The sequence below is a fragment of the Novosphingobium sp. CECT 9465 genome (assembly GCF_920987055.1).
Lineage (GTDB): Bacteria > Pseudomonadota > Alphaproteobacteria > Sphingomonadales > Sphingomonadaceae > Novosphingobium.
In genome coordinates, this window is the sequence record NZ_CAKLBX010000001.1 from 2,817,274 (window position 1) to 2,829,624 (window position 12,351).

Below are 12,351 nucleotides of genomic sequence, written 5' to 3' on the forward strand. Positions count from 1 at the left end.
ATCAATGCTCCTTGTCAGCAAGTTGCCATTGCCGGGCAATCGGCCAGCTCAACGGCGCAGGCATGAAGGTAACGCGCCCCAGCCCTGCGTGCGCATGCACGTACCCGCCCGGCACCGCGATCAGCAGGTGCGGCTGGACGGGATTGACCATGCACAGGATGACATCGCCGTCCTGCGCCACGGGGATGAGGTTGCTTGCTTCAGCGTGGTGAAGCCACTGCGCGACGGATATCGAACGTAGCGAATATCCCTCCGGCGGTCTGGCCGAATACCCGGCGTGGCGCAGCACCTGCGCCACCAGCCCGACGCAATCGAGTCCGCCTTCGACAGTCCGCCCGTTCAGCCGGAACCGCGTTCCGACCAGTTCGAGAGCCACTACAGCGAGCTGGGTGTTCACCCCTGCGCTCCGGGGTATCGCGTCAGCAGATCGTTACCCGGCAAAAACGGTTCGCCCTGAAAATTCACGGCATTGCCGAACCTGTCAGCACAAGTCGCAATCGTATGATCGCAACCTTCGCGCAGAATCACCTGCATCCCTGCGGTCGCATCGTCCGAAAGCGGCCGTTCCAGCACCAGCCACGCCTCGTCAACTGACTGGACACGTACAAGCAAGCCCGCATCGGCACCATCGACCGCACGCAGCCAGCCAAAATCGAAACTTGCAGCGTCGGCGATTCCGGCAATCTTCACCCATTGCCGATCAGCGGAGACTTCAACCACTTCGGCATCACGCGTGAACCGAGCGGCGGAAAGAGTGCAGCCCTCCCCGCAAAACTCGGCCCGGCAGCTGGGAGAAGTCCGGGGCACGATCTGGCGGGCCAACATGTGCTTGATCGATTGCAACTCCGCCGAAAAAGTCGTCCCTTCACGTCCCACCGATCCGATCGTGCCGGTAAACAGCGTTTCGGCCTCCAGCGTTTCCCAATCCACCAGCCCCATTGAAACGCGGGCACCATCGAACCGGCCTGCTGCAAGATCGGCCTCGCCGATGGCATCGTGGCTCATCGCGCCCTGGACTTCGGCGGAATCCGGTTCGAACGTGGCCGTCCGGCGCACAGCCGAAGGCACCATGCCCGGTGCCGTTCGGTGACGCAGTCCGGCAAACACCAGATCACGGTCATGTCCAGTCAGCCCCAGCGTGATGCCGTCGCACCGCTCGATCCGCCACCACACCGCCACCGTCTCCAGCGCCTGGCTGAACCAGGTCCTGCTCATGCGTCTTCTCGCAATTCGATCAGCGGTACGCTCGGTGCCTCGCCAGCTGCAAATTCAGCCCCAGAAATGTCGAGGCGATCTTCGGCGAATCGCACAGGCACGTCGAACTGGAAGCCCGCCCGCACCACTGCTCCTGCCGCAGGAGCGCTCGCCAGACCGATCACCCCCAGCGGTTCCACCACGAAATCGCCCGTCTCGATACCATTCACACTCACCCGCATCGTGCCCGTCCGGGGCCGTGTGATCCGCCGCCGTTGGGCGTCTTCATCTGCGCCATACAACTTGACCAGTTCGAACCGCGCATTGGCGCCATCGCCTGTCCCGATCACCTGATCGATGGGTGTCGGCGTGCCGGTCATGCCGTTCGAGCTGAAGTCCGACGGATCGCGCAACCGGAACCCTCGCGCCTGCCCACGCCGCGCCCGGAAAAACCCGATCAGCTCACCCAGTTCGGCATCGGATCGCACCCCCGGCCCCACGTCAAATCGAAGCCGCGCGTCCGACCACAAGCTGTTGCGCCGCTCGAATCCTGACGCGGTGATCGTCACGTTGGTCGAAAATTCAGGCGTAACCGAGGCGTCCCGGCCCAGTGCGAGCGGGAACAGCACATCATCGAAGGACTGCATCGTTTCGTCTCCGCTATTGTCGGGAAGGCGGACATATCCGTCGCGTGAAACCTGCGGCAGCGCCCAGATGAATGTTTCGGCCACCCCCAACGCCACCGCCTCGCTTGCCGCAGCGTCGATGCGCGGCCACTCGACCGAAGCCTTCGCGCCGTTCAGCACGAAGCCTGACAAGTAGTGCTGCTGCTCGCGCGGATAATTCAGCCGCGCTTCAGCCAAGGTTCGCGCTTGCGTGCGCAACGCATCCTTGCCGGTCGTGACCCAGTCATAATCTTCAAGCTGCAGCACATCGAATGCAGGCGAAGCCCACCCCGTCGGCAAGTTCGCGCGCAGCGCCTCCGGGGTTACCGGGTCAAGCACCGTCGGCAGAAACGCCAGCAATAGTGTCTCGGCTCCCGCTACCCCCGCCGCAGCCTTCACCGCCGCCGCAAGTCCGGCCGTCGATTGCGCCAGCAGTGCGCCCGCCGCATCCAGCAAGGATTTCTGCGCAGCGCTCAGGTTCGCGCCAAGGTCAGGAATATTGACCGGACTGCCCCCGAAAGCGGCCTTCGCTGCCTCATCATAAATGCATATCTGCCGGTCTTGCGTCACCCACCACCAAGGCTCACCCACCTGATGGCGCACCGGCAGTCCTGCGTCCTGCATCAAGCCGACCAGCGCCACGCCCACCTTGCGCACCCACGCCATCGCTTCGGTGTTCGCAGGCGAAAGCAGGGCCGATGGCGGCGACCATCCCGTCAACCCCGCCTCGCCCTCCCAGGTTCGCTGCTGCCAGGCAGCCGGGCAATGCTGCGCCAGCAGTTCGTAGGATTGCGATGCAATGACGGTGTATCCCATCCGCGCCGCTTCAGCCAGAAACGCCCCATGCCACGCATTCGCAGCCCCATTCATCGCTGGCAGCGCAGGGTCGACAACAAACCCGCCCACGCCATCGGGCACCAACGGGAAGAAATGGCTCATCCCGATGTAGTGGTTGATGCTCCCACGGTAGCCGAGCCCACGCACCTGCCGCAGCAATCGCGCAGGCGTCAGATTGTAGGCATCGTCATAGCCCGTGCACATGGAGAGACCATGCGGCGGCACCATGACATCGCCAATTTCAAGCATCGGCTTGTGCCCTTCGCAGCGCACCGCGGTCAGTTCCACCCACCCTGTCGCAGCGTTGGCAAAAGGCGTCGCACCCGTGCCGTAACCCGGCGGCACCAGCGAAATGAACAAACGATCGATGTCGGTGGGATGGACGGGATCAGCCTCGTCCGGCAGCAGAAACCCGCCGCTCAACGCCGAAAATGGCAGGGTCACCTGCGCATCGGTCGGTGTGCCCGTGGCATAGTTCCACAATCGCACATACCATGCGCGCGCATTGCCCGCCGCGTCACGCCCCTCGATGGTCAGCGTCGGTCCATTGACCGCGTCCAGCGGCAGCACGCCCGAAGACCGCCACCGGAACGAAAGCGTCAGGCGCGAATAATCACGCCGCGTGTCGTACGACAACAGCGGATGATCCCACTTGTCCTCCGATTCCCAGATCAGCCCGACAAGATCGTCGGCCTTCTGGAACACCGTATCCACGCGCAAGGCATCGGGCGCGGTGGTGATGACCGAAGCCATCGCCGGCCGGGGAAAGTTGACCGTCCAGAACCGCGGATCGAACCGCTGGATGGTATCGGTATGCTGCACCGTGCGGCGCTTGGCGAGCCAGTGGCTCATGTCCCGTTCTCCGCTTGTCAGAAGTCGTTCAGCGCCCGGCGCACGGCTTGCGCTACCTGGCGGCCAGACCGGCGCAGGCTCTCCGGTTGGTTGCTGCCTTGCGGGCTGACGATCCTGATCGAGACATTCACGTCCCGCCCCTTGCCGCCGCCCAGCGAAGGCTCGACCCGCCCGGCCGATGTCGGGACGAACATCTCTGGTCCGCGCTCGCCCACCAGATAGCCGCGCCCCGGTGCCACCGGCCCGCCCGTTGCCCGGCCCGGAAGGCCGAAGATCGATCCGATCAGGCTGCCAAGTCCCAGCACGCCACCACCGATCCCGCCAGAACCAGCACCACTGCCCAGCGCCCCGATGCCCGACTGCACCGCCTGCGCCGCAATATCGCCCAGAACGTTAAACGCGACCCGGCGCAAATCCTCGAATCCCAGCGATCCCCGTCGGATCGCGCCCAGCAGGCCGCGCTCCAGCGTATCGCCCGCTCGACCGAAGCCATCCACCAGCACGGAATCGAAGCTGCCGCGCATCTGCGCTACATCGGCAGCAAAGCCCGATGTATTGGCGCGCACGTCGATCATCAGTGTGTCGAGTTCATCCGCCACGGTCTGCCTCCATCATACTGTCGAGAGTGCTCTTGTCGATCGTCCCGCCATCGGGCTTGCGCATCGCGCTCAGAACGGTGCCCAGTTCCTCAGGCGTTGCGGCCCAGAATGCGTCAGGCATCCAGCCGAGCAAAAGCGCGGCCTGCCCGCAAAGCCGCGCGGCACTGGCCCCGAATGAGTCGCTCACCCCGCACCCTTCAGGATTTGCACGATCAACGTCCGCAGCGGTGGGGTGCATGCGGCAAGACCCTCGCGCGCCACCGCATCGGCAAAGTCTTCACGTTCCAGCCCCACCCGCTCCCGCAGGCAATGCCAGAACAGCCCGACCATCTCGGCCAGCCGCAGCTGTCCCGCGCTCGCCCGTTCGACCAGGCCAAACAACGGTCCCAGTTCCTGCTCCGCCGCAACCAGCGCGCCGAACGTCGGCCGCAGCACCAGCGGTTGCCCCGCGATGACCAGCACCGCCTCCCCGCGATGGGGGTTCGCAGCGTCCGCCATCAGACTTGCGCCACCAGGCCAGAGCTTTCGAGCGTCATCGTGTAATTGCGCTCGCCGTTGAAATCGCCGGAGTAATCCAGTCGCTGGACCAGGAACTTGCCCCGCATCTTCTCGCCGCCCTCGAACGAAAGCTCGTAGTCGGCGATCGTGCCCGCCAGCGCATTCCCGCGCACTTGCATTTCAGCCGCGCTGCCCAGGAAAATCCCGGCCGCACTCACTGTCACCGATCGCGTACCCGCACCCGAAAGCAGTTCGCGCCAGCCGCCCGAATCCTTGCTGGTGATCACTACGGATTCGCCGTTGATCGACATCTGCGTCGTGCGCAAACCGGCCACGGTGTTGTAGGTCGGTGTCGCTGCGCCATCGCTGATCTTCAGCAGGAACGCGCTTCCCTTCTGGGCTGCCATGATGTTGTCTCCTCGAAAAGAATTGGGTCTCAGGCGGCCAGAACGCGCGCCCGGTATTCCAGCACGACCACGCGCACAGCTTCGTCGCGCTGCTCGGCCCGCGCCCGCAGCAAGCCGATGCTCGCCACGCGAAAACCATTGGCCGATTGGTCGGCAGGCAGGTTCTCCACCCGCGCCTCGATCCCGGCCACCAGCGCCGCGCCGCCCAGCGGATCGTCGCTGCGGTAATTCAGCTCCAGCGCCACACGGATTTCGCGCCCCGCCAGCGTCTTGGTGCCCCAGTTGGTGCTCGCGCTGGTGGTCAGCGCCAGCCACGGCAGCGCCGTGCGCGAAGGCGCTTCTTCAACCACCGCGTTCAGCGCCGCAGCCAGGGCAGGATCGCTCGAAAGCCACGCGATCAGCGCGGCACGAAAGGAAATTTCCATCGGTTCAGTCCTCCCCGAAAAGCGGCCACAGCAGGCTGGCCTTCCGCCAGCGCCGTGCATCGCGCCGTCGCGCCATCATCACCGCCCGCGCCTTCGCCAGCGCTTCAGCCCTCTCGACCAGCCTGCGCGCCAAGGGTCCGGTCGCAGCCGTTGCCGTAATCATGCCAATCGCATCCTGCGCCACGGACGCCACAGTGCCGCCACCACCGCTGGCGGCACCTCCGCTGCCTTGCGCTCATCGTCGCGGCCACGGTGCTGGTGTGCACAAAGACGGATGACCCCGTGCCGGATCGCATCGGGCAGGCTTTCCCAATCTGCCGCCATTCCGGCGGTGTATGTCACCACCACCCGCGTCTGATCGATCGGCTTGCGCAACCGTACCCTGCCCAGCCCGTCCGCATCGATGTCCAGTTCATAGTCGCCGGTCACCAACGCCGTCCGCAGTCCCGCCAGATCCAGCGCCGCCACCGCCGTGATCGCGCGCGCCGGTCGCGCCGACAGCGTCTGCCAGCCATCGCTGGCCGCCAGCGTTTCCTCGCAGCCCGTTTGCAGCGGCATCGCGCCGATAAATCCTTCGCAAATCTCGAACGCGGTGCGCAGCAGCGCCACCAGTTCGGCATCGTCGGCAGACCGGGAAATGCCCAGCCACGCCTTGAGTTCGGTCAGCGCCGCCGAAGACAAGGCGGGCGGTGCGATAATTGCCCGCATCATGGCAATCTCCGGTCAATGAAGGGGAATAAGGGGTGCCTGCAGCGGCAAGGGGGGAACCGCCGCAGGCACCATCGGCACACGGCCTGTCACTCGTGGATGGAGTCAGGCCATGCGCCCGATCAGGCCGCGATCTTCAGCAGCTTGATCGCATCGCTGTCCATCACCTGCCCGCCCACGCGGCGGGTGGCATAGAACTGGACATAGGGCTTGTTGGTGTAGGGATCGCGCAGGATCGACGTCTGGCGGCGTTCCGCAATCAGGTAACCGGCCTTGAAATTGCCGAACGCGATCGGGAACTGATTCGCGGCCACATTGGGCATGTCCTCCGCTTCGATCACCGCATAGCCCAGCAGGCGATCGGGCTGGCCCTCCACCATGCCCGGCTGCCACAGGAACGCCCCATCGGCAGTCTTGAGCTTGCGGACGGTTGCCAGCGTGGTCGAATTCATCACCCACACCGCACCCTGCCGCAGCGGCGCCTTCAACTGGCAGACCAGATCGATCAGCTTTGCTTCCGGCGCTGCATCAAACCCGGCGGCATTGCCCGAACCGATGAACTGCAACGAACCGAAAGCGCGTGCATCGTCCCCGGCAACGCTGGTGGTTGCGGCAAGGAAGCCCTTGGGCTGGTTGGCGCCGGTGCCGTTGATGAACGCGGCACCTTCTGCACGGGCAAATTCGCTGGCGATCTCATTCGCCAGCCAGCCTTCCAGATCGAATGCCGCATCGTCCAGCATGGCCTGCGTGGCCGAAGGATTGGCGTAAAGCTCACCCATTGGCGGCACGATTTCGGCCAGCTTGGGGCTGGCCGTTTCAGGGCGCGCGCCCGTTTCGCTGACCCAGCCCGAAGCCGTGCCACCGGTCGAGATCAGCCGGCGAAAGCCCGATGTGCCGGTCTTGACCACATTGGCCACGGCGCGGATCGGGCTGATCTCCACCATGCGGCGGGCAATCATCGCGTCGATTTCCTGCGGCACGGCAAAGCCGCCATCGGCACCGACCGCGCTCGAAAGCGATTTCAGCTCGGTCTCGCGACCGCTCCGCAGATAACCGTCGACAAAGCCCTTCACTTCCGGCCCCGATACGATCCCGGCACCAGCCAGCATCGGACGGGCCGCTGCTCGGCTGACCTTCTCCAGTCGGCCCTTCACTTCTTCCACTTCGCCGCGCAGTGCGGCCAGTGCGGCATCCTGCGCTTCCTGGCGTCCGACGATGTCGAACGAACCGCTCAGCGCATCGGCCTTGGTTTCGATGGTAACATTATCCATGGGGCACAACGTCCTTTCTGCATGAAAAGGGCCACCCCACGGGGCGCCCGTGGGGGAAATCCAGGGTATTGAAGGAATGCCGATCAGACCGCGTCCGGCGCCGCAGGCTCCACATAATGAACCCGTGCCAGCGGCTGCATCGGCCGCGTCACCAGGCTCACTTCCATGATATCCAGGTCGTGCAGTTCACGGCCGTCGGGCAACGTCCGGCCCTGCCGCACGCGGTAGCCGAACGAGAGTCCGTCCACCGCACCATCCTTCAGCGCACGCGTAGCGGCCGATTCCTTCGCGGTGATCGATGCCACGACGCGCAATCCGCGCTCGTCCTCACCCACCATATCTATCCAGCCAATCTGCTGGTCGGGCCGGTGCTGCCACAGCAGCGGCAGGCGCAAGCCTTCCGACACCCGGCGATCAAGGCTTGCCCGGAATGCTCCCGGCAGGATTGTATCGCCACCACTGTCGCGCTTGCGAAAGATCGCAGCATATCCGGCAAAGCGCAGCGATGCTTTCGCTGCCTTGGGCACAATCGTTGTCATCGCACCAGATCCCCCGAACCGAACCGCACGGCGATGGCGAACAGCAGCAGCGCCAGAACCGCGCGCACCACCCAGCCAACCGCAGCCTTCCACGCGCTCGCCTTGGCATCGCGCCACGCGCTCAGCAGTTGCCGCAATTCCGCCAGATCATGGTGCGCGTTGTCGTCGGCCAGCCCCATCCGGGCGAGCACCCGCACCGCGCCAAGGTCCGATGCTTCCTCCACTACCGCGCGCAGCGTCACCAGATCGCATCCCTCGTCCTCGGCCTGCTCCAGCAGCCGGGCCAGCATGTCCTCGCGGTTCATGCGCCGATTCCCAGCATGGCGCGCTTTTCCTCTGGCGAAAGAAACTCCGCCGCCGAAACCTGGCTCCACAACCGTTCGCGGTCCTCGGCCAGCGCCGGCACCCGGTCCATATCCACGCCCAGCCGCGCCTCGCGGAACCACGGAGCCAGTCCCTCGGCCAGCGCCGAAAGGATCTTGCCCGCCACCGGCAGCAGCGTCAGCCGCCACAGCGCCCGGTTGGCTTCGCGATAATTGGCGTAAGTGTTGTCGCCGGGAATCCCCAGCAACATCGGCGGAACGCCGAACGCCAACGCGATGTCACGCGCCGCCGCCGCCTTCAGCGTGGCAAAATCCATGTCGGCAGGCGTCAGCGAAAGGCTTTGCCATTTCAGCCCGCCTTCCAGCAACATCGGTCGCCCGGCGTTGACCTGTCCGGCATAGGCAGCGGTCAATTCCGCCTTGATCCGCTCAAACTGGTCGGGCGATAGCGCTGCCCCCGGATCACCCGGATCATAAACCAGCGCCCCCGATGGCCGCGCCGCATTCTCCAGCAACGAACGGTTCCACCGCGCCGCCGCATTATGCGTCGCCACCGCTTCTTCGGCCGCCTCAAGGCAACCTGCGCCATAATGATCGTCAACCGGATGGAAGTGCTTCACATGGATCAGGTTGGGTCGGCCGAAATCATCCACCGCCTCGATCCGCATCGCTTTCTCGCCCACTTTGTAAGCGAAGGCGGCGGGCCATCCTCCGGCATCCGGCAGAACTGTCACCCGTTCGGGCCGCAGCGCAAACAGCTCCACCGGATTGCCGTCCACATCGCGCAATACCTGCACATATCCATTGCCATGCAGCATCAGGTGCGCTGCCAGCGTCTCCAGCAGCGGCTGTCCCGCGCTCGTCTCGCTTACCAGCGTCAGCAAGGTCGGGTCCGAAGCCACCACCGGCGCACCACCGATGCCCTCCGCCACCAGCCGCACCGCGCGTTGGGCCACCGGGTTCTTCAGATAGGCATCGCGGATCGCCACCGGATAATTGATCGGACCGCGGCAAGGCTCGCCCTGCCAGTCAGACGCTGCGATCCAGGGCGATACGAAACTCCGCCCCAAAGGCGCACGCGGGGTCACCGCCTCGCCCTTGAAGGCGGCGGCAAGCGATTGAAAGAACGACATGATCAGCCTTTCGATTTCGATAAAGTAAGTCCGCCCAGCGAAGCGATAGCGTCCAAATCTCCTCTCCCGCTCGCGGGAGGGGCTGCCTCAGCTCTCCCCTCCCGCTTGCGGGAGGGGCTGCCTCGAACTCTCCCCTCCCGCTCGCGGGAGGGGCCGGGGGAGGGCCTGTTCCGCGGAAGGGCCTGTTCACCCACCCCGCCGGCTTCAATCAAACCAGATGCGCGGCTCCCCCGCCCTGCCCAGCATCAGCTCGGTCAGTCCCCACACACAGGCATCGGCACGGTCGGGCGATCGCCCCGGTCCCTGATAATCGCCACCCGGCATCAATCCGCACAGTTCGTCCTCCAACCGGGGGAACATGCCCGCATGGCGAACGCGCCCCGCTTCATAAAGCGCCGCCACCGGCTCGGCCCGCGCCGTCTTGCCGCGGCTCGCATGGACAAGGCGCAAGGGCAGCGATGCCTCGGCAGCGCGCAGCACCGCCTCCACCATCGCCCCACCCTGGTTCGCCTCGGCCACCACCCGGTCCGCAGACCAGGCGCGGGCAGCATCCGCAACGGCGCGGGCCCATCGTTCGGGGCTGGCCTGTTCAACCGAACAATCGGCCAGCACCCGCGCGATCCTGTCGTCTCCCATTCCGCACACCACGATTCCGCAGGCATCGCCGTGCGCGCTGGCAGGCGGGTCGACCGCCACCACCACACGTTTCATCGCCGGTGCCACAGCTTCGCGGCCCTGCTCGATCAGCGCACGGCTCCACAGCGCACCGGCCAGATCCTCGATCATTTCACCATGCAATTCCTGCCGCCCCAGCAGCGACCGCCCGAATGTCCGCTTCATCGCCGCGATAAATCGCGCGGGCAGGTTCTGCGCGTTGTCGAACGTGCTTCCCCGTGTCAGCACCACCCCGCCCCGGTCTCCTTCGGCCATGATCCGTGCCACCAGCGGCACCGGCCTCGGTGTCGTCGTTGCCACCAGCCGGGGATCGCCACCAAGACGCATGCCCATCAGCAGGTTGTCCCATGTCGATGTGGCCCTGCTCGATCCGTTGTCCCACTTGGCGATCTCGTCACACCAGGCATGGGTGTGTTGCGGCCCGCGCAAACTGTCAGGCTCTCCTGCCGAATACAGAAACGCCTGCGCTCCGTTCGGCCACACCAGCCTGCGCACCGACGATTCATACGTCGGCCGTCGCCACGGCGCTCCGATCGAAAGCAGCCCGCTTTCGCCTTCCACCATCACCGCCCGCGCTTCGTGCAGCGATGCCGCCACCAGCGCGATCCGCGCTTCGGGATCGGCCTCGGCCCGCTCTCTCACCCATTCTGCACCAAGCCGGGTCTTGCCAAACCCGCGTCCGGCCATGACGAGCCAGATCCGCCAGTCACCTTGCGGCGCGCGCTGGCTCTTGCGGCTCCAGATATTCCAGTTCCACCGCCATTCGCGGCATTCGTTGTCGGATAGCCTGGCGAAGAACGTGTCGATTTCCTCGCGGCTCGCGTTGAACATCCAGTCCAGCGGTTCGCCGTCATCCATGCAGGCCATCCACATCGGCGATCACGCTGTCCGCCTTGCGACGGGCCAGTACCTGATCGCGCATGTCCAGCAGCTTGGCGTGTATCGATGCGCGCACCTCGGCAATATCGGCGTTCTCGCGGATTGCCCGCTGCCGCGCCGCCGTCTCGCGATGCTGTGTCAGCAGCCGCAGTGCGTTGGCATTGTCAAACTTGGCACCACCATCCTTGCCTTCGCCAAAGCGCAGGCGATGCAGCAGTTCCAGTTCAAGGTTGTCGTACCCTTCGCACAACGCCTCCCGCCAGGCCTGTGCAAACCAGTTGTCGCTCTGCTTCACCTTGTAGGGATGAGAAGGTTCGATCCCCGCAGCTATCGCCGCTGCGCTCACATTGGAGGTTTGGGCCAATGCAGCCAGAAATTTCATCTGCCATTGGCGCTTCGGCGCGGGCTTCTTCTTCGCATTGCCAGAACACGCTGTTGCACGCGGCTGCGGCACAGGCACGGACCTTGTCGGCTTGGCCATTCAGACCATCCTCGCGTTTGAAGTGAATGGATTGTCGCGGATATCGGTTGCCGCCGCGTTGCCCCTCGGCGGCGACTCGTCATTTCGCGATGTTCTTGTTATGTACCGATCAAGCGTGACGATGTCAATCAAAAAGTGCCAATCCGGTTAATCGCCTCTCCGCTGGCACTTCGCCGCTATCTCGCCTAAACGCTGCACTGCACAACAACCGACGGGATTCTCGATGCTCCGCCGCCTCTATGATTGGACCATGGCCAAGGCCGCGCACCCTCATGCTGAATGGTGGTTGGCGCTGTTCGCGTTCATGGAGGCAAGCTTCTTCCCCATCCCGCCACATCCGCTGCTGGGTCTGATGTGCCTTGCAGAACCCAGGCGCGCGATCCGCTTTGCCGCGATCGCCACGATCGCCTCGGTTCTCGGCGGACTGCTCGGCTATGCCATCGGTTACGGTCTGTACGATACGGTCGGCACGCAACTGCTCGCCGCTCTCGGTCTCACCGAAAGTTTCCCTAAAGCTGCCTGCTACTTGCGCGATTACGGGGTCGAGATCATCATGATCAAGGGCGCCACGCCCATCCCGTTCAAACTGCTCACGATCACCGCCGGCTTCATCGCCATGCCGCTGGTGCCGTTCATCCTTGCCAGCATTGTGTCTCGCTCGATCAGCTTCATGATCGTGGGCATACTGTTCCGCCTGTTCGGCGCCCCGATCAAGCGCTTCATCGACAAGTACCTCGGCCTCGTCACCATCGGCTTCGTCGTACTGGTCGTTGGCGGCTTCATCGCTGCCACCATGCTGGGCGGTGGCGGGACGGCTGAAACCAAGGCCAAATGCGAACAGGCAGCCCCGCTTATCCCGGCCTGA

18 protein-coding genes are annotated in these 12,351 nt (G+C 64.8%); 2 read left to right on the plus strand and 16 right to left on the minus strand.

Features of this window, described 5'->3' with window-relative positions; translation table 11 throughout:
* Position 1: 1 nt before the first annotated feature.
* The 16 genes from LUA85_RS13780 to LUA85_RS13855 all read right to left on the minus strand — a co-directional run bounded on the left by LUA85_RS13780 (position 2) and on the right by LUA85_RS13855 (position 11,351).
* On the minus strand, positions 2–397 hold the full coding sequence (locus LUA85_RS13780; RefSeq protein WP_231470859.1) for a peptidoglycan endopeptidase: 396 nt from the start codon (positions 395–397) through the stop codon (positions 2–4).
* Positions 394–1,215 carry a DUF2163 domain-containing protein gene (locus tag LUA85_RS13785; protein ID WP_231470860.1) on the minus strand — a complete coding sequence of 274 codons (822 nt, stop codon included), beginning with the start codon at positions 1,213–1,215 and terminating at the stop codon, positions 394–396. The genes LUA85_RS13780 and LUA85_RS13785 overlap by 4 nt, the downstream gene beginning before the upstream one ends.
* Positions 1,212–3,548 carry a DUF2460 domain-containing protein gene (locus tag LUA85_RS13790; protein ID WP_231470861.1) on the minus strand — a complete coding sequence of 779 codons (2,337 nt, stop codon included), beginning with the start codon at positions 3,546–3,548 and terminating at the stop codon, positions 1,212–1,214. The genes LUA85_RS13785 and LUA85_RS13790 overlap by 4 nt, the downstream gene beginning before the upstream one ends.
* A gap of 17 nt (positions 3,549–3,565) precedes the next feature.
* The gene (locus tag LUA85_RS13795) at positions 3,566–4,147 is read right to left on the minus strand and encodes a tail tape measure protein (RefSeq protein ID WP_231470862.1); all 582 of its coding nucleotides are present in this window, start codon (positions 4,145–4,147) and stop codon (positions 3,566–3,568) included.
* Complete coding sequence (locus tag LUA85_RS13800) at positions 4,137–4,334, minus strand: phage tail assembly chaperone (protein WP_231470863.1); 198 nt, start codon at positions 4,332–4,334, stop codon at positions 4,137–4,139. The genes LUA85_RS13795 and LUA85_RS13800 overlap by 11 nt, the downstream gene beginning before the upstream one ends.
* A complete protein-coding gene (locus LUA85_RS13805; protein WP_231470865.1) occupies positions 4,331–4,645 on the minus strand; it encodes a gene transfer agent family protein in 315 nt (104 codons plus the stop codon). The genes LUA85_RS13800 and LUA85_RS13805 overlap by 4 nt, the downstream gene beginning before the upstream one ends.
* A complete protein-coding gene (locus tag LUA85_RS13810; protein WP_231470866.1) occupies positions 4,645–5,052 on the minus strand; it encodes a phage major tail protein, TP901-1 family in 408 nt (135 codons plus the stop codon). The genes LUA85_RS13805 and LUA85_RS13810 overlap by 1 nt, the downstream gene beginning before the upstream one ends.
* 29 nt (positions 5,053–5,081) lie before the next feature.
* On the minus strand, positions 5,082–5,477 hold the full coding sequence (locus LUA85_RS13815) for a DUF3168 domain-containing protein (RefSeq protein WP_231470867.1): 396 nt from the start codon (positions 5,475–5,477) through the stop codon (positions 5,082–5,084).
* 4 nt (positions 5,478–5,481) lie between these two features.
* Positions 5,482–5,640: a hypothetical protein gene (locus tag LUA85_RS13820; protein WP_231470869.1), complete on the minus strand. Its 159-nt coding sequence runs from the start codon at positions 5,638–5,640 to the stop codon at positions 5,482–5,484.
* Positions 5,637–6,188 (minus strand): hypothetical protein, encoded by a 552-nt coding sequence (locus LUA85_RS13825; RefSeq protein WP_231470870.1) that lies wholly within the window; start codon positions 6,186–6,188, stop codon positions 5,637–5,639. Before LUA85_RS13825 ends, LUA85_RS13820 begins: the two co-directional genes overlap by 4 nt.
* Positions 6,189–6,307: 119 nt before the next feature.
* Complete coding sequence (locus tag LUA85_RS13830; RefSeq protein ID WP_231470872.1) at positions 6,308–7,456, minus strand: phage major capsid protein; 1,149 nt, start codon at positions 7,454–7,456, stop codon at positions 6,308–6,310.
* An 83-nt stretch (positions 7,457–7,539) separates the two neighbouring features.
* On the minus strand, positions 7,540–7,995 hold the full coding sequence (locus LUA85_RS13835; protein WP_231470874.1) for an HK97 family phage prohead protease: 456 nt from the start codon (positions 7,993–7,995) through the stop codon (positions 7,540–7,542).
* Positions 7,992–8,300, minus strand: a complete 309-nt coding sequence (locus tag LUA85_RS13840; RefSeq protein WP_231470875.1) for a DUF6127 family protein — start codon at positions 8,298–8,300, stop codon at positions 7,992–7,994. The genes LUA85_RS13835 and LUA85_RS13840 overlap by 4 nt, the downstream gene beginning before the upstream one ends.
* Positions 8,297–9,451 carry a phage portal protein gene (locus LUA85_RS13845; RefSeq protein ID WP_231470876.1) on the minus strand — a complete coding sequence of 385 codons (1,155 nt, stop codon included), beginning with the start codon at positions 9,449–9,451 and terminating at the stop codon, positions 8,297–8,299. The genes LUA85_RS13840 and LUA85_RS13845 overlap by 4 nt, the downstream gene beginning before the upstream one ends.
* A gap of 204 nt (positions 9,452–9,655) precedes the next feature.
* Positions 9,656–10,984: a DNA-packaging protein gene (locus LUA85_RS13850; protein WP_231470878.1), complete on the minus strand. Its 1,329-nt coding sequence runs from the start codon at positions 10,982–10,984 to the stop codon at positions 9,656–9,658.
* Positions 10,977–11,351 carry a hypothetical protein gene (locus tag LUA85_RS13855; protein WP_231470879.1) on the minus strand — a complete coding sequence of 125 codons (375 nt, stop codon included), beginning with the start codon at positions 11,349–11,351 and terminating at the stop codon, positions 10,977–10,979. Before LUA85_RS13855 ends, LUA85_RS13850 begins: the two co-directional genes overlap by 8 nt.
* A 1-nt stretch (position 11,352) precedes the next feature.
* On the opposite strand from LUA85_RS13855, the gene LUA85_RS13860 reads away from it, so the two are divergent.
* Both LUA85_RS13860 and LUA85_RS13865 read left to right on the plus strand, forming a co-directional pair.
* Positions 11,353–11,637, plus strand: coding sequence for a hypothetical protein (locus tag LUA85_RS13860; protein ID WP_231470880.1), 285 nt, complete (start codon positions 11,353–11,355; stop codon positions 11,635–11,637).
* A gap of 72 nt (positions 11,638–11,709) precedes the next feature.
* A complete protein-coding gene (locus LUA85_RS13865; RefSeq protein ID WP_231470881.1) occupies positions 11,710–12,351 on the plus strand; it encodes a YqaA family protein in 642 nt (213 codons plus the stop codon).

Bases quoted from the DNA above. Each gene is read 5' to 3' on its own strand.
- LUA85_RS13835 (WP_231470874.1), bottom strand. From the start codon at position 7,995: ATGACAACGATTGTGCCCAAGGCAGCGAAAGCATCGCTGCGCTTTGCC.
- LUA85_RS13845 (WP_231470876.1), bottom strand. From the start codon at position 9,451: ATGTCGTTCTTTCAATCGCTTGCCGCCGCCTTCAAGGGCGAGGCGGTG.
- LUA85_RS13830 (WP_231470872.1), bottom strand. From the start codon at position 7,456: ATGGATAATGTTACCATCGAAACCAAGGCCGATGCGCTGAGCGGTTCG.
- LUA85_RS13865 (WP_231470881.1), top strand. From the start codon at position 11,710: ATGCTCCGCCGCCTCTATGATTGGACCATGGCCAAGGCCGCGCACCCT.
- LUA85_RS13805 (WP_231470865.1), bottom strand. From the start codon at position 4,645: ATGGCGGACGCTGCGAACCCCCATCGCGGGGAGGCGGTGCTGGTCATC.
- LUA85_RS13850 (WP_231470878.1), bottom strand. From the start codon at position 10,984: ATGGATGACGGCGAACCGCTGGACTGGATGTTCAACGCGAGCCGCGAG.
- LUA85_RS13820 (WP_231470869.1), bottom strand. From the start codon at position 5,640: ATGATTACGGCAACGGCTGCGACCGGACCCTTGGCGCGCAGGCTGGTC.
- LUA85_RS13815 (WP_231470867.1), bottom strand. From the start codon at position 5,477: ATGGAAATTTCCTTTCGTGCCGCGCTGATCGCGTGGCTTTCGAGCGAT.
- LUA85_RS13810 (WP_231470866.1), bottom strand. From the start codon at position 5,052: ATGGCAGCCCAGAAGGGAAGCGCGTTCCTGCTGAAGATCAGCGATGGC.
- LUA85_RS13785 (WP_231470860.1), bottom strand. From the start codon at position 1,215: ATGAGCAGGACCTGGTTCAGCCAGGCGCTGGAGACGGTGGCGGTGTGG.
- LUA85_RS13825 (WP_231470870.1), bottom strand. From the start codon at position 6,188: ATGATGCGGGCAATTATCGCACCGCCCGCCTTGTCTTCGGCGGCGCTG.
- LUA85_RS13840 (WP_231470875.1), bottom strand. From the start codon at position 8,300: ATGAACCGCGAGGACATGCTGGCCCGGCTGCTGGAGCAGGCCGAGGAC.
- LUA85_RS13790 (WP_231470861.1), bottom strand. From the start codon at position 3,548: ATGAGCCACTGGCTCGCCAAGCGCCGCACGGTGCAGCATACCGATACC.